General features: G+C 43.3%; 26 protein-coding genes. 2 read left to right on the top strand and 24 right to left on the bottom strand.

Going from position 1 to position 22,630, the window contains the following annotated elements; genetic code table 11:
* Positions 1-179: 179 nt before the first annotated feature.
* Both hpf and BC8716_RS12500 read right to left on the bottom strand, forming a co-directional pair.
* On the bottom strand, positions 180-734 hold the full coding sequence (gene hpf / locus BC8716_RS12505) for a ribosome hibernation-promoting factor, HPF/YfiA family (protein WP_062746356.1): 555 nt from the start codon (positions 732-734) through the stop codon (positions 180-182).
* A 157-nt stretch (positions 735-891) separates the two neighbouring features.
* Positions 892-1,089 (bottom strand): cold shock domain-containing protein, encoded by a 198-nt coding sequence (locus BC8716_RS12500; RefSeq protein WP_035420575.1) that lies wholly within the window; start codon positions 1,087-1,089, stop codon positions 892-894.
* Positions 1,090-1,479: 390 nt separating this feature from the next.
* Between BC8716_RS12500 and BC8716_RS12495 the strand changes: the two genes are divergently transcribed.
* Positions 1,480-2,328, top strand: a complete 849-nt coding sequence (locus BC8716_RS12495) for a DUF6612 family protein (protein WP_094426132.1) — start codon at positions 1,480-1,482, stop codon at positions 2,326-2,328.
* Positions 2,329-2,390: 62 nt separating this feature from the next.
* On the opposite strand, the gene BC8716_RS12490 is transcribed toward BC8716_RS12495, so the two are convergent.
* The 16 genes from BC8716_RS12490 to BC8716_RS12415 form a co-directional block, all read right to left on the bottom strand.
* Entirely contained in the window at positions 2,391-2,735 is a 345-nt protein-coding gene (locus BC8716_RS12490) for a hypothetical protein (RefSeq protein WP_094426130.1), read from the bottom strand.
* Positions 2,732-3,130 carry a flagellar export chaperone FliS gene (gene fliS / locus BC8716_RS12485; RefSeq protein ID WP_062746351.1) on the bottom strand — a complete coding sequence of 133 codons (399 nt, stop codon included), beginning with the start codon at positions 3,128-3,130 and terminating at the stop codon, positions 2,732-2,734. Before fliS ends, BC8716_RS12490 begins: the two co-directional genes overlap by 4 nt.
* Positions 3,131-3,139: 9 nt before the next feature.
* A complete protein-coding gene (fliD, locus tag BC8716_RS12480; RefSeq protein ID WP_094426128.1) occupies positions 3,140-4,876 on the bottom strand; it encodes a flagellar filament capping protein FliD in 1,737 nt (578 codons plus the stop codon).
* Between the two features lie 15 nt (positions 4,877-4,891).
* Positions 4,892-5,215 carry a flagellar protein FlaG gene (locus BC8716_RS12475; protein ID WP_094426126.1) on the bottom strand — a complete coding sequence of 108 codons (324 nt, stop codon included), beginning with the start codon at positions 5,213-5,215 and terminating at the stop codon, positions 4,892-4,894.
* A gap of 159 nt (positions 5,216-5,374) precedes the next feature.
* Positions 5,375-5,614, bottom strand: a complete 240-nt coding sequence (gene csrA / locus BC8716_RS12470) for a carbon storage regulator CsrA (RefSeq protein WP_094426124.1) — start codon at positions 5,612-5,614, stop codon at positions 5,375-5,377.
* Position 5,615: 1 nt separating this feature from the next.
* Positions 5,616-6,056 (bottom strand): flagellar assembly protein FliW, encoded by a 441-nt coding sequence (gene fliW / locus BC8716_RS12465; protein ID WP_094426122.1) that lies wholly within the window; start codon positions 6,054-6,056, stop codon positions 5,616-5,618.
* Between the two features lie 12 nt (positions 6,057-6,068).
* Positions 6,069-7,130: a flagellar hook-associated protein FlgL gene (gene flgL, locus BC8716_RS12460; RefSeq protein WP_094426120.1), complete on the bottom strand. Its 1,062-nt coding sequence runs from the start codon at positions 7,128-7,130 to the stop codon at positions 6,069-6,071.
* A 15-nt stretch (positions 7,131-7,145) separates the two neighbouring features.
* Positions 7,146-8,732: a flagellar hook-associated protein FlgK gene (gene flgK / locus BC8716_RS12455; RefSeq protein WP_157730437.1), complete on the bottom strand. Its 1,587-nt coding sequence runs from the start codon at positions 8,730-8,732 to the stop codon at positions 7,146-7,148.
* 10 nt (positions 8,733-8,742) lie between these two features.
* On the bottom strand, positions 8,743-9,177 hold the full coding sequence (locus BC8716_RS12450; protein WP_157730436.1) for a flagellar protein FlgN: 435 nt from the start codon (positions 9,175-9,177) through the stop codon (positions 8,743-8,745).
* Positions 9,177-9,443, bottom strand: a complete 267-nt coding sequence (gene flgM / locus BC8716_RS12445; RefSeq protein ID WP_157730435.1) for a flagellar biosynthesis anti-sigma factor FlgM — start codon at positions 9,441-9,443, stop codon at positions 9,177-9,179. Before flgM ends, BC8716_RS12450 begins: the two co-directional genes overlap by 1 nt.
* A gap of 16 nt (positions 9,444-9,459) precedes the next feature.
* On the bottom strand, positions 9,460-9,885 hold the full coding sequence (locus BC8716_RS12440) for a TIGR03826 family flagellar region protein (protein ID WP_094426112.1): 426 nt from the start codon (positions 9,883-9,885) through the stop codon (positions 9,460-9,462).
* 103 nt (positions 9,886-9,988) lie between these two features.
* Positions 9,989-10,693 carry a ComF family protein gene (locus BC8716_RS12435; RefSeq protein WP_094426110.1) on the bottom strand — a complete coding sequence of 235 codons (705 nt, stop codon included), beginning with the start codon at positions 10,691-10,693 and terminating at the stop codon, positions 9,989-9,991.
* A complete protein-coding gene (locus tag BC8716_RS12430) occupies positions 10,690-12,045 on the bottom strand; it encodes an ATP-dependent helicase ComFA (RefSeq protein ID WP_157730434.1) in 1,356 nt (451 codons plus the stop codon). The genes BC8716_RS12435 and BC8716_RS12430 overlap by 4 nt, the downstream gene beginning before the upstream one ends.
* A gap of 36 nt (positions 12,046-12,081) precedes the next feature.
* A complete protein-coding gene (locus BC8716_RS12425; protein WP_094429249.1) occupies positions 12,082-12,924 on the bottom strand; it encodes a DegV family protein in 843 nt (280 codons plus the stop codon).
* Between the two features lie 109 nt (positions 12,925-13,033).
* Positions 13,034-13,741 (bottom strand): response regulator transcription factor, encoded by a 708-nt coding sequence (locus tag BC8716_RS12420; protein ID WP_011247928.1) that lies wholly within the window; start codon positions 13,739-13,741, stop codon positions 13,034-13,036.
* Positions 13,742-13,882: 141 nt separating this feature from the next.
* Positions 13,883-15,013: a sensor histidine kinase gene (locus BC8716_RS12415; protein WP_094426108.1), complete on the bottom strand. Its 1,131-nt coding sequence runs from the start codon at positions 15,011-15,013 to the stop codon at positions 13,883-13,885.
* A 260-nt stretch (positions 15,014-15,273) separates the two neighbouring features.
* Between BC8716_RS12415 and BC8716_RS12410 the strand changes: the two genes are divergently transcribed.
* Complete coding sequence (locus BC8716_RS12410; protein ID WP_094426106.1) at positions 15,274-15,909, top strand: YigZ family protein; 636 nt, start codon at positions 15,274-15,276, stop codon at positions 15,907-15,909.
* Here BC8716_RS12410 and BC8716_RS12405 read toward each other — a convergent pair.
* The 6 genes from BC8716_RS12405 to BC8716_RS12380 form a co-directional block, all read right to left on the bottom strand.
* Positions 15,906-16,505 (bottom strand): pyroglutamyl-peptidase I, encoded by a 600-nt coding sequence (locus BC8716_RS12405; RefSeq protein WP_094426104.1) that lies wholly within the window; start codon positions 16,503-16,505, stop codon positions 15,906-15,908. The two genes, BC8716_RS12410 and BC8716_RS12405, sit on opposite strands and share 4 nt — an antisense overlap.
* A gap of 411 nt (positions 16,506-16,916) precedes the next feature.
* Positions 16,917-18,752 carry an oligopeptide ABC transporter substrate-binding protein gene (opp4A, locus tag BC8716_RS12400; protein WP_094426102.1) on the bottom strand — a complete coding sequence of 612 codons (1,836 nt, stop codon included), beginning with the start codon at positions 18,750-18,752 and terminating at the stop codon, positions 16,917-16,919.
* 20 nt (positions 18,753-18,772) lie between these two features.
* Complete coding sequence (locus tag BC8716_RS12395; protein ID WP_011247933.1) at positions 18,773-19,669, bottom strand: ABC transporter permease; 897 nt, start codon at positions 19,667-19,669, stop codon at positions 18,773-18,775.
* A 21-nt stretch (positions 19,670-19,690) separates the two neighbouring features.
* The gene (gene opp4B / locus BC8716_RS12390; protein ID WP_011247934.1) at positions 19,691-20,656 is read right to left on the bottom strand and encodes an oligopeptide ABC transporter permease; all 966 of its coding nucleotides are present in this window, start codon (positions 20,654-20,656) and stop codon (positions 19,691-19,693) included.
* A gap of 2 nt (positions 20,657-20,658) precedes the next feature.
* Positions 20,659-21,594, bottom strand: coding sequence for an ABC transporter ATP-binding protein (locus BC8716_RS12385; protein ID WP_094426100.1), 936 nt, complete (start codon positions 21,592-21,594; stop codon positions 20,659-20,661).
* Positions 21,575-22,606 carry an ABC transporter ATP-binding protein gene (locus tag BC8716_RS12380; protein ID WP_094426099.1) on the bottom strand — a complete coding sequence of 344 codons (1,032 nt, stop codon included), beginning with the start codon at positions 22,604-22,606 and terminating at the stop codon, positions 21,575-21,577. The genes BC8716_RS12385 and BC8716_RS12380 overlap by 20 nt, the downstream gene beginning before the upstream one ends.
* Positions 22,607-22,630 lie beyond the last annotated feature (24 nt).

The raw sequence follows: 22,630 nt of genomic DNA, 5'->3' as shown, positions 1-22,630 counted from the left end.
GCATTGCTCTCCGCGACTGCAAATCCCTCGACTTGCACCTATCTTTATGATACGTTTATCATTTCTATATTAGCAGTTCTAACGGTCGCTTACAAGGCAGCAGCCCTATGAAACTCCATGTTTTCAACAGTCTACAGCAGCAAAAAGAGCATCCGCGGATGCTCTTTTTCTCCCTGCTCTTACGCTTCAGGTTCAATTAAGCCGTATTTCCCGTCTTTGCGGCGGTAAACAACATTTGTGCTGCCGCTCTCTGCATCTGAAAAAACAAAGAAATTATGCCCGAGTAAATCCATTTGCAAAATCGCCTCTTCCGCATCCATCGGCTTCAAATTAAAGCGTTTAGTGCGTACAACTTCAAGTTCATCGTCTTCAGCGACTTCATCTCGTAAAGGTTCCAATTCATTTTTAAACATATATTTCAAACTGCCTTCTTGGCGAAACTTGCGATTGACTTTCGTTTTATATTTCCGGATTTGGCGTTCTAGCTTTTCCACGACGATGTCGATGGCTGCATACATATCCGCGTTGATTTCTTCCCCACGAAGCAAAAGCTTTGGCATTGGAATCGTGACTTCGATGCTTGACTCGCCACTTCCGAGAACTTGCAATTTTACGTTTACATCGGCGGTTGGAGTGGTATCAAAATAACGCTCCAATTTTCCCACCTTTTTTTCGACATACTCCCGGATGGCAGGTGTGACTTCAATGTTTTCCCCACGAATATTAAAATGCATGTAGAACTCCTCCTTTTCCTTGCTTACTTCTACAATTCCCTTCAATATTCCTTCTCAAACCTTAATAAACTTTACAAAAGATCGACAAAAAACCCGCTTTTTTTAAAAAAGCGGGTTGATTATTAGCTATTCATTCATATCCGTTCAGGAATGTGAATTAAAGCTTAACAACATTTGCAGCTTGCGGTCCACGTGCGCCTTCAACGATTTCGAATTCAACGTCTTGACCTTCGTCAAGCGTTTTGAATCCTTCAGAGTTGATAGCAGAGAAATGAACGAATACGTCATCTCCGTCTTCACGCTCGATAAAACCGAAACCTTTTTCTGCATTGAACCATTTTACTTTTCCTTGCATGCTTCACATTCCCTTCGTTACTGAAAATTCATTGTGGTGCTTTTCCACAGTTTCACTATAACAGCGCAACTCTTAGAAGTCAAACTCTTTATTTAACAAAGAACGCCAACGCTTGTCAATCGATGTCGATTCTAATCTTTTTCATTGGGAGCGCTTTCTTGAAAATCGGCATAATAACGCGCTTTTTTTAAGATGAACGTGGCGATGAAGAATGTCGAAAACTTTTTTGTTTTTTTTTATTGGAACCCCCTTTTCACTAAAGTTTTTCTTTGTTAGTACGAATTCCCTATTCCCTAACGATTTCATCTTTGTTACAATAGGCACCAGCACTTGTAATCAAATTGTAACATTCAAGTGCATTCAATTTATTTCTTCTGGGAGTGGTAAACATTGAAACGCACAAGCTATCTTTACTGCAGCTTAGTCGTTACCGCCCTTCTCGGAGCCTGCTCCCCCAATTCGGCTCCTGTGCAAGAAAGTTCTGCATCACAACAAGACAATCACAATGGCAATTCCAAATTAAATGCAGAATCGATCATTGAAGAAGCGAAAAATGCTGAAGAGCAATTAAATAGCTATACAGCTAATTTTAAAGCGACAGACACGATTTCAACGACTGCAGATGAACCTGGCGAAGAACCGCAGATTCATGTGATTGAAGGCAATCTTGCCTATAAAGCTTCTCCAGAAACATTTTATACAGCTCTTTCTGCTAAACCGGGACAAGGGGAAAAAGAGGAGACGGAACTAGAAAATCTCGCAACAGTCGAGGTATTAAAAGAAAAAGATCGCCTCTACACAAACATAAACGATGATGGCTGGCTGCCCATCGATAAAGGCGATCCAAGTGAACGGTTTGTATCGCTGGAGCTGACTCCGATGTATCAACTTGAACTTCTGCAACCGTTCTCCGATTTTGTCAATGTGAGCGAATATGACGACTTGTACGTGATAAGCGTTGCTGCTGGCGGCGAGACATTGAGAGAAATGGCAGCGAACATGGATATGCTTGAACGGGCGCTACCGACAGAAAGCAAGCTGGAAATCCCAGACCAATACCAATTATCGCAATTAGATTATATGCTGTTTATTGACAAAAACAGCTTCTTGCTTGAAAAAACAAACACCGTTTTTGAAGTGATCCTTGAAGACAACGACACCGTTATTCGCACGGACATGTCACTCACAAGGACTTCAGTCAATGATAGCGGGCACATTGATATCCCTTCGATTCCATAACAAACCACCCAAATCGCGATACAAATTTGGGTGGTTTTTGCCCGTTGCTTCGGGTATGTGATTCAGCGGGTCTTCTCGTCAATAAACGCTCCTTTTGTTGCCAGAATGGTCCCTCGCTCGTAGCCCTTGTGAAGGCGCTTTTGGTCAGCAATTTCTTTCAAGTCCTGTTTAATTACGGCGGAAACAGCGTTTAAGCTTGCTGTTAAAAGACGATCTTGCTCGATTAAAAAAGAAGCTTCTTCCGTAGTAAAGCTGCCCGCGCTTGCTTCGATCATTGATTGCCTTAGTCCGAGCAAACAGTTGACAGCCTCCAGGAAATCGTCACGCTCGTCATCTTCTTGAGGAAAGGGGCGGGCAAGTAAATGAAGCAACTCCTCTGTCCGTTCTTTCACAGAAGCATAGCTCATTTCGCCTGTCCCCCTTGGAAGCGATTCTGCCTTTCCAATTGGATCACTTGCTTCCACGTATTGCGGAATTCAGCCACGTACGTTTCTGCTTCTTCCAGTGCCTCTGGGCTCTTCTCTATATTTCCTTTAATCAACTGATGCAAAATGTATTCATACATCCGCATCATATTGGCGCCTACCTCAGAGTCCGTTTTTAGCGTGACCATCAATTCCCGGATGATCGCTTCCGCCTTTCCTATTGCTGTATTGGCTTGTTCAATTTCTCCGTTTTCAGCCGCTTGTTTACCGAGGCGAATTTGCTTTAAGCAACCATTGTACAACATAAGCGTCAGCTCTCCTGGTGAAGCGGTTTGTACAGACTGTTGCTTATACACGCCTTGTTTAGTAAAACTCATAGTGCCTCCTTAATTTCCGTATAACAAATTGTAAAGCGACTCGCTTTGTGCGTTAGCCATCTGCATGGCTTTTTCCATTGCTGTAAACTGGCGCCAGTAACGAGCTTCCTTTTGTTCAAGACGACGTTCAAAATTAGCGATGCGGTCTGTAAGTTCCTTTGTTTGTTTCCCTAACGTAAATTGGTGCTCTTCGTAATATCCCTCAGAACCACCAGCACGCCTTGCAAGAGCAGACATGCTATCTGACAAATTGGTGCGCAACGTTTGCGCCATCCCCGGACTATTGTCTGTACCGGCAAAAATAGCGTATACGCTGTCTGCATCTTCTTCGATCGCGGCGCGAAGCTTATCCTCATCTATTTCTAGCTTGCCGCCGTCTTTGTAGTTGTTGGTCGTTGTAATGCCGATTTGGGAAAGATGGGTAAAAGCGCCTCCTGTATCGACTGGCTCATAAATAGACTGCCTCATATTCGTCAACGCAGATTGCAATAAAGAGTCACTCCTAAGGAGGCCGCTTTGCGCTTTTTCTTCCCAGCGTTTCGCTTCGCTTTCCGATAACTGATCACGCTCTTCATCGGTCAGCGGGTCATAGTCACGGTAATATTTTTCGTTCAGTTTGCCGTTCATATGGTCCACTAAAGCATTATACTCGTCAACAAACGATTTGATTGTCTCGACGATCGAATCGACGTCTGTGGCAGCGCTAAGTGTCACCGCTTGCGTAGATGTATCTTTAAGCGTAATCGTCATTCCGCTTAATGTAAACGTATTCGATGTCCGCTCCGTCTCAATTCCATTCACTGTAAACTTTGCATTCTTTCCAGCTTCGATATTGTCATTCAGCCCGAATGCCTGCTCAAATAGAGCACCGGAAAACATCAGCTCCTTGTCGCCAGCTTCGCCAAAATGGCCTGTTTCCTTTCTTGTTACGACGAGGGCGCCACTATATTCATCAAAAAAGGCGTTTACCTTTGCGCCGGCATTTTGCAGTTTTGTCACCACCGTACCGATCGTATCCGATTCTTTAAAGAAAAACGAACTCTCCACTTTTTCGCCATTTGCACCGATTGTCGCAACCGACGAACTCAAATACCGTTCTGTCGCTTCACTGTCTGCTTGAATATACTCGACTGTCACCTTGCCAGTGACTTTATCGGTACTGGAAAAAGTAATTTCACCTGTATCGCTTATAAAGACCTCCCCTTTTGCGAGATCGTCTGGACTGTCTGCGACGGCGTACGATTTTCCGTTAATAATGAGCATGCTCTCTCCAGCAAACTGTGGTGCCTCGCTAAGCTGGACTTTGCCATCGGAAACTTGGGCAGTTTCGCGCTTTAATTTGCCTTCAATCCACTCCCCGTCGTTTATATCCAGCTCTTTCAATTGTGATTTTTCTGTGAAACTGCTAAGATTTTTGCTTTTCGCAGTCGCTGAAGTCGCCAGCTGCCTGACTTCATTTAACGTAAAAGAAGCATTACCAGCAGATGAGGAAGCTGTTGCTGTCGCAATGTCTGAATTTGAAGAGGAAACAGTGCGCTTTTTCATATTTGAAGCGCGCAAAACTGTATCAAAAATCAAATCGTTGAATGTTCTCATTTTCAAATTGATTTCCCTATACGCATCCGTTTTCCAACCTATTTCCGTCCGTTGTTTTTCCAATTTATCAACGGGCATACGCTCTGCCCTCATTAAATCTTTTACCATTTGGTCAATGTCAAGGCCAGAGGCCAAGCCTGTGAGTCTCATCGTCCCATCTCCTTTCTAAATATGCCGGTCAATGATTAAACCAACCGATTTTAACATTGCTGCAACTAAGTCAAGAATTTTTTCAGGGGGCACTTCGCGGACAACTTCGTTTGTTTCTTCATCTATGACCTGAACGTACACACGATCGAGTTCTTCATGAATGTGGAAATTCAGGGACCGTTTTGCGACTTTGTTCAGTTGTTGTGACGTTTCGTTAATAAAAGCGGCTGCTTTTGTCCCGTCAATCAGCGGCTGTTTCGTATTTTGCTGCTGTAAAGCCTTAGGCTGGTGCCCTGCCACCGGTAACGTTAAAAGCGCGACTGACAATTGAGCTTTCATAGCTGCACCTCACTTGCAGTAGACCTATTTACTAATTCCGTCTGGAAACTGCCATCTTCTGTATACGAGTACGTAGCCTAGCCTCTGATTTAGCTAGGACGCATCCCCTTCTCGGAAGTCCCTATCGATAGCGTTTTTTAGCAAAAGCAAGCCCTCATGTTAGGTGCTTGCTTTATTGGCATGGTTAATAAACGCTTGCAAAATTTCTGCAGATACCGGTTTTGCAGCGTGTTTATTTTCCTCCTGTATCGCTTCATAGACTTCTCCACGGTGGACATCGACAGATTTGGGAGCCGAAATGCCAAGCTTTACTTGGTCGCCCTCGACAGCCAACACCTTAATTTCGATATCATCCATAATGCGGATCGCTTCATTTGCCTTTCTTGACAAAACAAGCACGCTATCGCCCTCCTTTAGCAGCCATGTGAATAGGTGCCTTAAGAGAATACCGTTCTCCATCGAGCATAAGTTGCTTAGCAAAGCGCTTTTTTGCATGAATAGCAATTGGAGCTCTTAAATTTGCAGTTGTTTCCGAGAAAGGCTGCTGGATTGTAAGGAGCACAAAAATAGCGACGTCTTGTTCAGACTCAGCACGAAGCTGGCGCACAACTGAATCAGCCAGTTCTACTTCATAGTCCGGCCAAAACAGAAATGGGTTAATGCAAACAAAACCAATCTCTTTCGTGCGGACCGACTGAAGGATAAAAAAGGGCGGTTGCTCATTAAACGGCAACAAAATAAATTCCGTTTCTTCTGGAAATCCCGGAAGGCCGCCTTGAAAAACGATAATGTCTTCCTGCTTGTATTCGACTGTGCCTAAATAACTGGTCTCAAGCTGCAAACGAATCCCACCTTACCGCAAAAAATCAAGGAGCGAAGGTTGAATAATTCGTGCAGTAACCGCAAGCGCGGCATTATGGACACCTTCAGCTACAAGAAGTTTCATAATTGCTTCAGATAGATCAAGATCTTCGTTCATTGATTTTGTTTCTTTCACAAAATATTCCTGTTGACCAAGGCGGTCTTCCATGAGATCAACACGGTTCATCCTTGCACCGAGCTGCCCGTGAACATCTGCCGCATTGCGCAAATGGGCATCGATTTTACTTATAAATTCCCCTAGATCTTCGGCTGTCGTTTCTGGATCAAGCAATGCTTGTTCAAACATAAAAAAATCGCTGTATAACTCGTCTGAAAAAAGCTTTCGCGCATCCGTATTGACTTGGATTTCAACGCCTTTTTGCAGTTCAAAAGAAACGTCTTGTTGATTTGTCGATATCCTCATAATCAACATGTCTTTTTCAGCGACAACGTCTCCAGTACCTGTTTCAATGGCTTCGCCATTGAGGACAAGCGTATCGTCTCCGCCACTGGCAACAAAATGGCCAGCATCAGCGTCATAATCATAGATTTGGCCATCGTATGTAATTTTTACGTTATCAAGTTTTTCACCGTTCAGTTTCGACGGCGATAATTCTTGTACTGGTGGATTGTCTGTATCACTGCCATTAAAAATATATTTGCCGTTAACATTTGCATTCGCTACTGTGATCAGATGATTACGCAGTTCTTCTAGTTCATGAGCAATGTTTTTGCGTTCTTCCTCGCCATACCCATCAGTAGAGCCAGTGACGGCAAGTTCGCGTACACGTTTTAAAATGCTGGATACTTCCTTTAAGGAGGTATCCCCTTGATTTAGCCAACTATGAGCTTCATTGACATTTCGCTTGTATTGTTCCATTTGTGCGAGCGATTGACGGTGCTGCATGCTTTTCGCTGCCACAACGGGGTCTTGGGAAAAGCGGGTAATTTTCTTTTGTGCACTTATTTGGTCATATAAAGTAGAAAGCCGTTGATAACTACTCTGGGAATAACGAAGCGAGTTCGCCGTCATCATGCCTTGTGTTACGCGCATATAAAACTCCTCCTTTTAACGCCCAACGACGCCTAAACGATTAATAATCTGGTCAAGCATTTCGTCCATCGCTGTCATGGCCCTAGCAGCAGCATTGTAAGCATGCTGAAACTGGATCAACAGCGACATCTCTTCATCAAGGGAAACGCCGCTAACTGCCATCCGGTTTGATTCTGTATTGGCTAGGCGTGCGTTAGAGGCCTCTGTCAGATCACGCTGCGCTTTCGTTTCCACACCGAGCTTGCCCATCATATCCTTATATTTACCGATAATAGCGGCAGAGTCCTCTAGACGACTAATTTCTTTTGCCACATCGACATTTCCCTCAATAATCATTTTGCCATCAACATAGTGGTCCGCCTCATTTAAAAACGCAAGCAAATCACGAAATGCCTCTTCATTGTCTTTATCGTTTTCCCAAGCTGCCCACTTTTCCGCAAACTCGTCTTGGTATTCTGGTTTAATTCCTTCTTCATTAAACCTTGCTGTCGCTAATGCTTTTGGATTGTTGCTTAATTCACTGTTGACACTGATGTGAGAAAAAGCGCCTGAGTCATCAAGATGAATGGTAAAAAACTCTTGCCCGAATCCACCCTGTTCAGAATAAGCAAACGCATAGATCTGGTTCACTTCTTTAGCGAATGTTTGTGCCAACGCTTTTATATCTTCAAGTTCTTGACCGACTCGTTCATGGGCTTTTTGCAATCCAACCAACTCGCCGCCGCCTGCACCGTTATACGTAAATGGTTGGTTGCTGTCACCAACCGTCCATTGCATTCCATCTTCGAGCGTCAACAATTGCGGCGCTTCTTCCGTCGCATCGACTAACGTGATCGTTTCGCTTCCGCCAAGTTTTAGCTCTACTTTATATGGCCCTTCAGCACCAGTGGCCGCATGCTCAGGAGGCTTAGGGGAACGACTTACTTGAATGGGCACAAGGCTAGAAAGTTGGTCAAGCAATCTGTCTTGGACATCATACAATTCATTTGGAACTTGCCCCGAAGATTCAGCAGCAATGATGTCTTTGTTCGTTGCATGCAGTTGTTCAAGGATTTGGTTGACTTTAGCAGTCGTTAACTCTGCTTCCGTCTCCAACATGTCCATTTCTGTTTGAAAAGAGTCCTGCAAATGAGTAAATGCATCCGTGACAGCTTTCCCTTGTTCGAGCAAAACCGCTTGGCTATCTTTCCCGGAAGCAAGTTCTTTCCAACCATTCCAAAAAGACGCGAATTGATCTGATAACCTGCTCGTAGTCGTGTCTGAAGGCGCTTCATTATAGAGGTCTTCCATACGTTCCAATATTTTATATTGAATGAAAGCGGCACCTTCGACATGCGCTTCAGCACGGTATTGGCGGTCTAGCAATTGGTCGCGTATCCGTTCGATGCCTGTCACTTGTACGCCTGAACCAACTCTCCCGTTCATAGCTGGCTGAGTCCAAACGCCCGTTGCTGGGTACCCTCCTGTCGCTTGCAAATTGACACGCTGCCTTGAGTAACCAGGCGTGTTGACGTTAGCCACATTGTTTCCTACTGTTTGTATCGCAGTTCGATTTGTGTTGACTGCCCTGCGCATCGTTTCCATTCCAAAAAATGTAGACATAACTTCTCCTTTACGCTTTTGAATCGAACACTGCTTTCGTCTTCCCTGTTGCCACAGCATCTTTGGTGTAAGTTGTAGCATCGCCTTTCGGCTGCATGAACTGCAACGTCCCTTGGACGAAAGCGATCGAATCCATCAATAGTTTTTGGTTTTGTTCATTTTCGGCTTTTAACTGTTGGACAACTTCTGTTAATTGCGTTTGTAGAACTTGCCATTCTTCGTCTTGTATGGCGATTTCAGATAACGTTTTTCCGTTTAACGCTTCAGCGAGCGCTTTTTCCAACAAACGGCTTTTAGATATAAGCGAACTCTCTGTTCCCGTCAGCTGCGCCAGCTGCTCCACTTGATTTTGAATCAACGCTTGCCGCTTTTTTTGTGCGCTTGCAAGCAGTTCTTTTTGGACATGTAACAAGTTTTTAAGCGTTTTCTCTGCTGATTGTTCCATTATTTTCCGCCTTTTGTCCATGACCGTAAAATGGCTTCTGCTGTTTTTTCAGGATCCAGTTCATAGGTGCCGTTTTCGATTTGTGTTTTTAGCTCTTGAATTCGTTGTTCTTTAGCAGCTGTAATTTCCTCATTTAGCTTTCGGGCATCAGACGAGATTTCAACTTGGTCTTTTTTAGCTAGTTGATGCTCTTCCGGTGTCACCTTTGCCATTGTTGCTTTATAAACGGCGTGGGGAATCATCGATTGAGAAGAATTGATTTTCATGTTACCGCCACCTTTGCTACTCATTTTTTTTATGAAGCGTTTCTTGCAATCGATAAGAGGATCTTTGCTCCCCGTCGATGCGTTTCGCTGGCTTTGATTGTTGTCCGCTATTTGCCAAATCCCGCTTCATTTCTTCTCTGCAGGAGTGGCAAATCCACGGTTCCTTCGTTCGCTGTTTGCATCGCTCGCATATATTATATAAATTCGGGAAATGGCGAAGCTGCAAGCGTCCTTTTCGGATGAGCGTCTGCACCATATCATAGCTTACCCCAGTCCCATCTACGACTTCTTGTTTTGTCGCAGACCGATTTTCCCGTTTCCGCAAAAACTGGTTCACTTTTTGAAAACAGCGCTCTTCCTCTTCATGGCAAGAGCGGCAAATCGAATGAATGTTCTTCACAAAAACTGCGCCGCATTTTTGACAATTTGCTAATTCAGCCATTTTCTTCCCCTACCTGAATCAAATTCATTTGTACTTGATTGCTACGATGATCTTAAAACCAGTTTAAGTCTATTTTAGCAAAGCTTGCACCGACTTTGCCTGCCTATTTCGCCCGTGCTACCGTTAATGAAGAAACGGACTTGGCGCCGTGTGCTAGCAAAATCGCTGCCGCTTGCCGTACAGTCGTGCCTGTAGTATATATATCGTCTACAACTAAAAAATCTTTACCAGCAATATCGCTTGTTTTACGGCTTATCATGCAAAAAGGATTCTTTTTATAAGATTTGATTCGATTTTCACGGGTCTTTTTACTCTGTTTTGCTGGTGCTTGGTCGACCCGCGCCAATACTGGTGATGCTGGGAGCCCACTTGCCGTCAACAGCAGTTCCGACTGATTAAAGCCCCTCTCTTGCAAACGGTCTGCACTGAGTGGCACATACGTTAATGAATGGCACCGAAACTCGCGGCGTATCGCTTGTTTTAGCTGACTGGCGAACATTTGCGCCAAAGCAGCGTCCCCACGATACTTATAAGCCGACAGTAGCTCTTTTAGAAAGGGATTATAGTAGTAAAGGGAGCAATTACGAGCAAGCGGGTCATCTTTATGCATCGCTTTCCATAACTTGCAGTCCAAGCAACAATTTTGTTCGCTGCCTCCACACCATTTGCCGCATTTTCTACAGCCGGATTTGACTGGTTCAAGCTTCCTTGCACAATTTCCACATAGATGTTCTCGTTCGGCAACAACCAACCTCGCCAGCGACAATCTTTCCCAATAGGTGCTCCCGCATAGAAGACAATGGTTCACGCAAACGCCTCCTTATTCATTTGCTTAATGTGCTGAATAGCTTGTAGCATCGCTTTCGTTCGTCCATAATGCCAAAAAACAATATCGCCTGAGTGGAAATGAGCCTTTCGTCCTACACGTCCGCTAATTTGCGTTAAACAGGCAGCGGTAAAAATTCGGTCTTCTGACCCAAGTACAGCAACTTGGACATTTTCAACCGTAACGCCACGTTCTAAAATCGTTGTGGTTAATAGCAAGTTGTGTTTTTTCTTACGAAAGGCAGCAATATCGGCATGCCTGTTAGCCGCTTCTGCATAAACAGCAGCATGGTCTATTTTTCTTTCTGCTAGCAATTCGGAAAAAGTTTGCAGTGTTTCGATAGAGGGGAGAAAAATCATTTTTGGGCACTGGTCATACTTTGCAAGCCACTTCGTAATAATCGAGGGAATTCGCTTGCGTTTAAGGGCAGAACGCCAGTTGCCGATCCACTCAGTCCGCGGAACGGGCAAGGGGTGGTTATGGTAGCGCTTAGGAATTTTGGCGATCAGCAAGTCTTTCTTACGCAACAAAGAGGAAGAGGGTGTTGCACTTAACAAAATCGTAGTTGCGTTTGGCTTTTTAGCTTGCTGAACAGCGTATTGGAGGCTGGCATCGTAGGAATAGGGAAAGGCATCTACTTCATCAACAACGAACACATCAAATGTTTGATAGTAACGCATGAGTTGGTGTGTTGTCGCTAGGACGAGCTGCGCTTGAATCGCTTGTTTGCGCCTGCCGCCATAGAGCACGCTCGTTTCAATGCTTGGGAACGCTTCTTTTAAACGCGGTTCTAGTTCTTTAATAACATCTGTGCGGGGAGCAGCAAGGGCCACTCTTTTTCCTGAACGAAAGCACTCTTCTAAAGCAGGATACAACAGTTCCGTTTTTCCAGCTCCGCAAACGGCCCATACGAGTGCGGTGCATATTTCGGTTTCCACAGCATGTTTGAGAACATCAGCTGCCCGTTGTTGAAGCATTGACAATTGGCCGCTCCATACACAAGCATTTTCCTTTGCCGGATAAAAGAACTCATCTTTGATCCAAGTAAACAAAGAATGACAACTAGCTACTTTCCCGATTTTCAAACAGTGGCGGCAATACGTACAGTCACGTTGGCAAATGTGGCAAAAATGAGAGGAGAACAAATGGGAAGCAGTGGCGCCACAGCGGCGACAGCGCCAGCCCGATGGCGATTGAAGGAGTGCAGGTTCAGAGGAAATATAGTGGTTTTTTAGGCAATAATCGATCCATTCACGATCAAAAGGAAGTTCTGACAACAGCAGCCTTCTGCCGTGGAGGCATTGCCGAACGGCTTCGAGTTGCTTTCTTTTCAAACAATTCACTCCTTTATGAAGGAAGGGTGCCAGCTATTAATACCAGCTGACACCTAAGCTTCCACTTCCTAAATGGGTACCAATTACAGGTCCGAAATAACTGATTTGAATCGTTGTAGTCGGATGCTGTTCAGCAATTTTTTCTTTTAATTGCATAGCCCCTGCGCGATTATTAGCATGAATAACCGTTACTTCGTTCACGTTGCCAGCAGCTAAATCATCAAACAACATATCAAGAATATGGTTAAGCGCTTTTTTCTCTGTTCTTACTTTTGCATACGGGACAATGAGCCCCTCTTCAAAATGAAGGATCGGTTTGATTTGCAGCATGCTGCCGATAAGCGCTTGAGCGCCGTTTAAGCGTCCGCCTCGACGCAAATGGTGCAAGTCATGAACAACAAAATATGCACGGATTTGCGCTTTTATTTTTTCAAGCTCGGCAACAATGTTTTCTGGAGGTGTACCTTCTAAAGCCAACTTAGCAGCCGTTCGGGCAAGAAACCCTTGTGGGGCACAACTTATTTCTGAGTCAACACCGTGGAGTGTAATGCCCTCAACCATTTCTCCAGCTGAGAGTGCGGTTTGTAGCGTACCGCTAATTTTGGACGATAAGTGCACGGAAACGACATCCGTATATCCTTCATCTTTAAGTTCCTGCAGAAGCTCCGTAAACATGCCAATCGCAGGCTGCGACGTTGTTGGCAGTGCTTCCTCGGTAGAAAGCTTTTCATAAAACGCATCTGTTGACAGATCCATTTCTTCCCGGTAGTTCTTGCCGCTAAAAATGACCGAAAGAGGAATCGTGTAAATGCCGAGTTCTTCCAATGTTTGTTTATCCAAGTAAGCTGTCGAGTCTGTTAGAACAGCCGTTTTTCCCATTTTCATTCCCCACTTTTCCTACAAGTCCATTTCTCATCGTTCATCCTGAGGCAACGACTCATCATTCGCTGCCTCGGAACGACCATTTCCCGAGAAATAGTGTCCCTATTTAGCGAACGATGACATATCCTTTTTTTATGGACTCTACCACTGCTTGCGTTCGGTCGTTCACGTTCATTTTTTGCAAAATGTTGCTAACATGGTTTTTCACTGTCTTCTCGCTTATGTAAAGCGACTCGCCGATTGCCCGGTTGTTTTGTCCATCCGTCATAAGCTGAAGCACTTCACACTCTCTCCTAGTTAAAATATGAAGCGGCTTTCTATACTCGACTTCACGGAAACCGATCGAGTCTTGGTATTGCTCATCTTGGCGGGCGAGGCGACGGTATTCTTTAATCAAATTTGATGTCACTTTTGGATGAATATAAGCGCCGCCGGATGCCACCACTTTTACAGCTTCAACCAATGATTCCGCATCCATTTCTTTTAATAAGTAACCTGAGGCTCCTGTACGTAACACATGGGAAACATAAGACTCATCATCATGAATGGAAAGAATAATTACTTTCACTTTTGGAAATGCCTTGATCAAGTCTTTTGTTGCTTCGACGCCATTCGTTTTTGGCATATTAATATCCATTAAAATGACATCTGGCTGATGTTGGCGAACCAAATCGATAACTTCCGATCCGTCTTCCCCATCTGCAACAACATTAAAATTTTCCTCCATCGATAAAATCCGCTTTACCCCTTCTTTAAACAATGGATGGTCGTCTATAATGACAATGCGAATTTCTTGTGTTTCTTGAGTAATCATTGTTTTCACCTCTCTACCAAACATGCTATTATTTGCGATTTTTTTAGCTGTGACCGGCAATTACAGCCGTATATGTTCACTTTAACCATCTTGCTTTTTTATGCGCAGAACTGTCGTAAAATTAAATAGGAAGGGTTGACGTTAATTCGTAGAGACAGGGAGTTGAATCAAAATATTTGTTCCTTCTTGCGGTTTGGAATGAATCGTCATTTTGCCATTTAGCATGTTAACCCTTTCTTTCATGCCTATTAACCCAAACGAAGATTCCTTTCTTTCAGAAAGGTCAAATCCTTTGCCGTCATCTCTAATGACTAGCGTTACATTTTTTGGTTTCAATTCAATCTTCACGATAATTTCAGTCGGTTCTGCGTGCTTAGTCGCATTTTGCACCGCTTCCTGCACAAGGCGAAATAACGCAATTTCAAATTGTTGGGCAAGCCTCTTTTCAACGCCAAAGTGTTTAAAAGTGACTTTTAAGCCATGACGCTCTTCAATATTCTCCAAATACTTTCTCAATGTAGGCACTAGCCCTAAATCATCCAACGCCATCGGGCGCAAATCATAAATGATTCTTCTTACCTCTGCCAATGAAGAACGAACCATACGGCGCAACCCGCGAATTTCTTTAAGCGCTTCCTCAATGCCCCGTTCCTGGTAAATCCGTTCAATCAATTCTGAATGAAGCATAACGTTTGCCATCATCTGAGCTGGCCCGTCATGGATTTCCCGGGAAAGACGGCGACGCTCTTCTTCCTGTGCCTCGATTATTTTTAAGCCGAACGCTTGCTTTTCATTGGCGTCTTTAATGTATTCGCCGACTTGCTTAAGGTCACTTGATAAAAAGTCAAACACCACGGACATCTGTACAGAAAGCTGTTCAGCCCGATTAATCGTATCCTGAAGATTTTTCAAGCGGCGATCAATATCATCCCGCCTAATCCGCAATTGGATCTCTTCTTGTTGAAGCACGGCCAGCTGTACTTGGAAATCGCTGGCTTGTTCGTACGCTGTACGGACTTCCTCACTTGTGTACCGATTGAATTCCTTGCTTACTTTGGCTAACCGGTTTCGTGCGTGTTTTGTTTTTAACACGGTTTCGTCGACATCATTAATAACGTGTGTTAATTTAACTTTGACTTGATCTAATTCCTTTTTCAAGTATTCATACTCATTGCGGGAGCGTTCACCGATTTCAAAGATTTTTTCGCGACTCGTCCCAACTGAGTCAAGCGTTTGCGTAATTATATGATCAAGCATCGTTACGTCTGTCATGAATACTCCTCGCTTTTTCAATCACTTACGGAACTAGTCAAAAAACTGTCGCATGTGTAATGCCTTTATTTTTAATTCGCTTTCCGCTATCCTTATCTTACACGATTTTTGTCCTACCGTAAGACCATTCATAGCGAAACCTCTCCTCCTTTTTTAATAGGACCTGAGAATACCGATTATAGTAACAGACATGTGTTACACCGTCGTTTCGCGAATATGTAAAACTGTGAAAATAAACATCTTGTTAATGGAGGGCCGTTATGCTGCCAAACTATTATACAGTTAAACAAGCTGGAGAACATGAAATCATTATCCAAAAATCACGCTTTATTGCCCATTTTAGCCGGGCTGAAACCGAAGAAAAAGCGCTCGCTTTCATCGAAAGCATCAAAAAGCAGCATTGGCAGGCAACTCATAACTGTTCGGCTTACTTGATCGGCGAACAGAATTTAATCCAAAAAGCAAATGATGATGGAGAACCAAGCGGCACTGCTGGCGTTCCTATGCTTGAAGTACTAAAAAAGCGGAACCTAAAAGATACAGCGGTCGTTGTGACTAGGTATTTTGGCGGCATTAAGCTTGGCGCTGGCGGCCTCATCCGCGCCTATGGCGGCGCCGTTAGCGAAGGCTTAAATGCAGTTGGCATCGTCGAACGGACACTCATGCGCCTCGTCCATACAACCATTGATTACACTTGGCTAGGGAAAATCGAAAACGAAATCCGCCAATCGCCTTATTTGTTGCAAGGAATCGACTACCTTGATAACGTCGTCATCCGTACATACGTCAAAGAAGCAGAAACCGTGACGTTCAAGCAATGGATGACGGAACAGACGAACGGACAGGCAAAACTTTCCGAAGGCGAACTCGTTTATTTAGAAAAGGATGTTGGCTAAAGCGTGCTTGCCACCACACGCAACGCTTGGCGTATCCCCTTTTCTACCGTGTCCACTGGCAACGACACTTCCTCTTCCCCTACCATGTCATCCGTATAAGGAACATGGATAAAACCTGCTGGTACAGCCGCCGTCTGCAAATGGTCCAAAACGCGGTACATTAAATCATTGCATACATACGTCCCGGCAGTATTGGAAATGGTTGCCGGACATCCATCACGATTTAATTCATTGACTATTTTACGAATAGGAAGCGTCGAAAAGTAAGCAGCAGGACCATCTTGCTTGATCGGTTGATCGGTCATCACAGCTCCTTCATTATCTGGCGGCCCGTCCATCACATTAATAGCAATCCGCTCTGGCGTCACCTGTTTTCGGCCTGCTCCCAGCCCAAGCATGACAATCGCATTAGGGCGGATCGCCGTTGCTTGTTCGATCAACATTTCCGCAGCTCGAGCAAACGAAACAGGCAGCACAATCCCTTTCATTAAGGTGCCGTCCATCTCGGTTCCATCCAACTTTTGTACAAGTGCTTCCGTTGGATTTTTTTGATGTGTTAAAAATGCTTCAAATCCAGTAACAAGGATTGTGTTCATTGCTATGTCCTCCATCACACATAAACATTCATTCAGACCGTAGACAAATATTCTTGCAAGCGTTTTCTACTAGTCTAACATTAGTTGTATTATTATATCATAACCGCAAACAGAGCAGTTACTTAAGCGTAGTTGGGAAATGTCTTGAGGAATAGAGCAATAGCTCGTTTTGAAAACCCATTTTCCCTTTATTTACGTATAAAAAGTTGGGAAAATCCCCTTTTCTACATTTAAAGAGAACAAAAAAACTGTTGGCATAGTGAATGCGTGTTTCTCCTAATAAAGATGCTAGTTGACTGTCTTTCTTAGAGAATTGTTTTCCACTTACCCTTAAAAAAGCCTGCTACTTACCCGATATACCGGGCCAAGTAACAGGCTACTGCATTCAGTGCTTTATAAACGTTTTTTTCTCTAGTTTGCCGTTTCTGGTTCTTCGGCTGTTAAGCCGATTTGTGAGCGATCATTGTAAAATTCAGATCCAGGAAGCTCAGAATAGTTAACGACACGCTTGTTCACCGCATGCATTTCTGAACGGTAGAGCGTCGGAAACGCAGGGACTTCTTCAAGCATGAGTTCTTGCCATTCATTATAGACTTCTTGGCGGTATTCCATATCAAGCGCTGCTTCTGATGTCCCTTCTTTTAATAAGCGGTCGCTCTCTTCATTGGTCCAGCGAGTGTAGTTAAAGGCGGCTGTGCTACCCCAAAGGCCATATGGGTCGGCATCTGAGCCTACGCCCCAAGCACCTTGATAAACATCAATGTCTTGATCAGATGCTTTTAAGCGGTCATAGAACGTATTAAATTCTTGTAACCTTCCGTCTAAAAGCTGGACATCAATGCCAATGTTTTTCCATTGGGTAATATAGTACTGAGCAAGTGGTTCAGCAGTGTCGCCACCGCTCATAGACGCAAAGTTTAATTGCAGTTTTTCCCCATTTGGATCTTCACGGAGCCCATCACCATCAACATCTTCATAACCAGCGTCATCTAAAATTTGGTTTGCAAGCTCTACGTCGTATGCAAAACCTTCTAATTCGTCGTTATGGAAAGTTGGGTGCGATGGCGGTATCAATGTTGTACCAGCCCATCTAAACCCATTATAAAAACGTTCGCCAACAGCATTGTTGTCAACGGCGTGGGCCATGGCTTTACGCAAGTTGACGTCAGACACTTGCTTGTCAGGATCCATCACATTTTTATTTTCTTCTTCATCCCATGTACCCATTTGGAAGCCAATATACGTATAAGCTAAGTCAATTTTCCCAATAAAATCAACGTTTGTTAATGATTCATAGTTGTCGGCGTATTGGTCTGTTTGGTACGTCGCAATATCAACTTCGCCATTTTGCAATGCTTGGTTCAACACGTTTGGGTTAACAGTCTTGAACACAACTTCATCGACATTTGGTTCACCACGCCAATAGTTTTCGTTTTTCTTCATCACAACGTTTTCCCCAGGAGTAATGCTATCAATCACATATGGGCCAAAGAAAACGGGATTTTCACGGACTGCTGGAGAAGATTCCATATCCGCCACTTCAATGTCCTCAAAGATATGCTTAGGCATCGCGTATGCCCAGATCCCACTCGCTAACAAAGACGGGCTTGCTTCCTTAAATGTTATTTTTAACGTTTTATCGTCAATGATTTCAAGTCCAGAAATCGAATCGGCTTCCCCTGCGCGGTATTCATCAAACCCTTCCACATTTGAAGCCTCTGTAAATCGAACCCCTGGATAATCGGGATGGCCGAGCACTTCAAACGTATATGCCCAGTCTTCCGCTTTTACTGGTTCGCCATCTGACCAGTTGACTTCATCACGAATCGTGAACGTAAATGTCCTGCCGTCATCATCTACTTCGAATGTTGCAGCACCTGTTTGCGTGTATTGGTAATCTTCATCTATATCTAAAAGCGGTTCTTCGGTCCAAAACAAAATGTCTCCATCAAACACGCCTTGGTAAAAGTTTCTGTTTAACGTTCCTTCAAACGGCGTGTCTGTCACTAAAGCAACGTTTAGCGTGCCCCCGTCAATAATTTCTTCGCCATCTGCCCGTATTTCATGATCAAAATCTTCAATTGAAAAGATATCGGCTGCTTGTTCAGAGCTTCCATTGCCATCGTTGTTGCTTGAAGAATTATTGCCTCCTTCTGAACTCGTCTCATCCCCGCCACATGCAGCCAATAGTAGCAGAGAAGCAATTGCCACTGACTGAACCTTGCCAGAGCGTAAATATTTTTTCATTTTTTCTTCCTCCCTTTTTTTTAGCCTCTTCGTTGTTTTGCATCAGTCGCGCGTTTTAAAGCTTGACCGACATTATTTATGCACAGCATCAACACAAAAATTAGTATTGCTGCCGGTACCCAGATCCATGGTCTTAACTCGAGTACTTGCGGATTTCTCGCATATGCGACTAACGTGCCTAAACTTGGTGTACTTTCGGGAAATCCAAATCCTAAAAACGAAAGCCCAGATTCCAAGCCAATATTTGCAGCAAGGTTTAATGTCATAGTGACAATAATCAAAGAACTTAAATTTGGAAGCACGTGCCCAAACATAATTTTCCAATGTGGTGTACCTAGCGTTTTAGCTGCTTGCACGTAATCAAGAGAAGACTCTTGCAGTGCTTTTGCACGAATTAACCTTGCAATTGAAACCCACAAAAAAGCAGACATGATTAAAGAAAAACTCCACACGTTATATGAAGGCACTAATGCAACAAAGACAATGATAATCATCAAGTTAGGCAGCACCATGAAAAAGTCAACGATACGCATTAACACATTGTCTGTTTGCCCGCCAAAATAACCTGCAACTAGGCCACTAAGTATGCCAATGACACCACTTATCAGTGTGACTAAAATGCCGATCGCTAACGAGTTCCGCGTACCGATGATCAATTGACCAAATACATCGCGCCCCCCATAATCGGTACCTAACCAAAATTGAGAAGATGGTGGTTCGTAAATAGCAAATAAATCAACTTTTACAATTTCAGATTGATCAAGCACAAGGGATATACCAAACACAGCCAAAGCGACAATCATAACTAGAAAGAATGAAATGAGCGCGATTTTGTCGCGAACAATTTCTTTCCATAAAATACGCATTCCAGACGGTGTTTTCTTTTGATGGGTACTTACTAATGGTGTATTTTCCATTTGTTTAACTCCTCTCATCCATCACTTAATACGGATTCTTGGATCAATTATGCTCATTATGATGTCTGATAACAGGGCACCAAGGATCATGATGACACCGAACAATAGGACTAATGCGGTTACAACACTGTAATCACGTATTAAGATCGACTGAAAGAAGAGTTGGCCTATCCCTGGGTAGTTAAAAATCGCTTCAATAAAAATGGAACCTGTTACTAAGCTAGAAACTTCAAAACCAATTAACGCGGCTACTGGAAGTAATGAATTTCTGAAAATATGTTTATTGTATATTCTCGACTCATAGACCCCTTTAGATCGGGCTAGTTTTATAAAGTCTTTTTGTTTCGTATCAATAATCTCACTCCGAAGGTATTGAACAGTGGAAACAGTGCCAATTAAAGCAATAGACAATGCCGGTAACAATAAGTGTTGGAACTTACTAACCACATACTCCCACGTACCTGGCTCCAATCCAGGTGCCACGCTTCCGCCAGTCGGAAACCATTGTAGCTTGAAGCCGAAGAAGAATACCATTACTAGACCAAAAATAAACGTGGGTGCTGCAAAACCTACATAAGTGTAACCAGTAATGGTTTTATCAAGTAATGTATCGTTATATCGACCGCTTAGAATGCCTAACGGAACCGCAATCGCATAGATGAATACTAGAGAAAGAAATGCAAGCCAAATCGTATTCCACATTCTTTGATCAATTAATTCAGTAACTGGTATTTTATGAGAAAAAGATTTTCCTAAGTCTCCTTGCACCGCATTTACAATCCAATCTTTATATTGGATGTACCAAGGATTATCAAGACCAAGCTTTTCCCTTTGAGCCTGCATCGCCTCTGGTGTAATATCCGGATCGTTAATTAACCCCGTTAACGCATCACCTGGCATAAATTGAGCCATTATAAAGACGAGTATACTTAGCACAAAAATTTGCGGGATGGAGACAAGTATTCTTCGAACAATAAATTTCCACATAATTATTCACCCTTCCCAGGAAGCGCGACTAAATGGGTTTTCGAAATTGCTTGCAAATCAAAGACTTTGCCTTCCTTTGTAAAAAAGTGTGTTGTCCCTTTTTCGTATTGTTCTTTCACTTTTTGTCGCATTTCCGCCGTTTTATTCCGATTTTCGGGATTAATATCCGGTATTGCCGATATTAAACGTTTCGTATAAATATGTTGAGGGTTTTCAAAAATATCCTCCCTCGTACCCTCCTCTACAAAACGCCCTCGATACATAATTCCGATTCGGTCACAAAAGTGGCGGACAATTCCTAAATCATGGCTAATAAACAAGTACGTTAAGTTTAACTCTTTTTGGATATCAGCCATAAAATTCAACACTTGTGCTTGAACTGAAACATCCAACGCCGACACAGGCTCGTCTGCTATAACCAATTTAGGCTTTAAGGCAATCGCTCTAGCTATCCCGATTCGCTGCCGTTGGCCGCCAGAAAACTCGTGAGGATATTTAACGATACTTTCACGACTTAATCCCACTTTTTCCAGCAATTCTTCGACGTTTTTTTGTTCCTCGGCCTTTGTCATTTTTTGAAAATTTCGCAACGGCTCTGCGATAATGTCTAAAACTCGCTTTTTAGGGTTCAGAGAAGAATAAGGATCTTGAAAGATCATTTGAATGTCTTTACGGAAATCTAATTTTGCTTTTCTTCCTAATGTAATATCATGACCATTAAAAATGACCTTACCTGAAGTGATATCATTTAAGCCAATGATTGCTCGCCCTGATGTTGTTTTTCCTGAACCTGATTCCCCGACAAGTCCATACGTTTTTCCCGATTCAAGTTCAAACGATATCCCATCTACTGCTTTTACGTAGCCTACTGTCCGTTTTAGTATCCCTGCTTTCACGGGAAAGTGAACTTTTAAATCCTTAACTTCCAATAACGCCATTTCTTGCTGCCTCCCCGCTGCTATTTGGAAACTCGAAATGTTTATAGCACGAGCACCGAACGAAATGTCCAGGCTTCACTTCTTGAAGAACTGGGTCTTCATCATGCGCGCTCTCAGCAAGCCAAGGAATCCGATCCTTAAATCTGCACCCTTGCCGAGGAAGTTTATCTAGCGAAGGAACAATTCCCTGTATAACATGCAGTTTCGTTTTCACTTCGTTTACCGAAGGATTAGATTGCAATAAAGAACGTGTATATGGATGAAGCGGGTTTTTAAATAGTTCCACCACAGGGGCAAGTTCTACAATTTGACCTGCATACATAACAGCCACTCGGTCTGCCATCTCTGCGACAACGCCTAAATCGTGTGTGATCAAAATAATGCCACTATTGGTTTCGCTTTTTAACTTCTTTAATAAGTCTAATATTTGTGATTGTATGGTGACATCTAGCGCAGTTGTTGGTTCATCTGCTATTAAAAATTCAGGATCGCATGAAATCGCTATAGCAATGACGACTCTTTGCCTCATTCCCCCTGAAAGCTCATGTGGATATTGATTATACGTTACTTCAGGATTAGGAATGCCCACTTGTTGTAAGAGGTCCAAAACTTTTTTTCTTCGACTTGGCTTATTTAACTTTGTATGTAGTTCTAACGATTCATCAATTTGATTGCCGATAGTCATGAGAGGGTTTAAGGCCGTTAAAGGGTCTTGGAAAATCATCCCCATTTCTTTTCCTCTCAATTTATTTAGCTTTCTTTCAGGCAAGTTTGTTATATTATTGTCCTTGTAATTTATTTCTCCTTCAATTTTTGTGTTTAGCTTGTCATGCAGACCGACTATCGAAAACGCCAAGGCGCTTTTCCCTGAACCCGACTCGCCGACAATCGCTAAAATTTCATTTTTGTTGACATCAAGTGAAACATTGTCAACGGCTGCGTAATACTGATCGTTTATTCGAAAAGAAGTCGTTAGATGTTCAATGCTAAGTAGCTTTTTGTCTTCTGCCATATCGCTCACCTCACTGCTTTTCAT

Origin of the sequence: Shouchella clausii (assembly GCF_002250115.1) — a bacterium.
GTDB classification, from domain to species: Bacteria; Bacillota; Bacilli; order Bacillales; family Bacillaceae_D; genus Shouchella; species Shouchella clausii.
The sequence above is the reverse complement of the archived record's forward strand: the minus strand, read 5'-3'. Positions and strand labels throughout refer to the sequence as shown.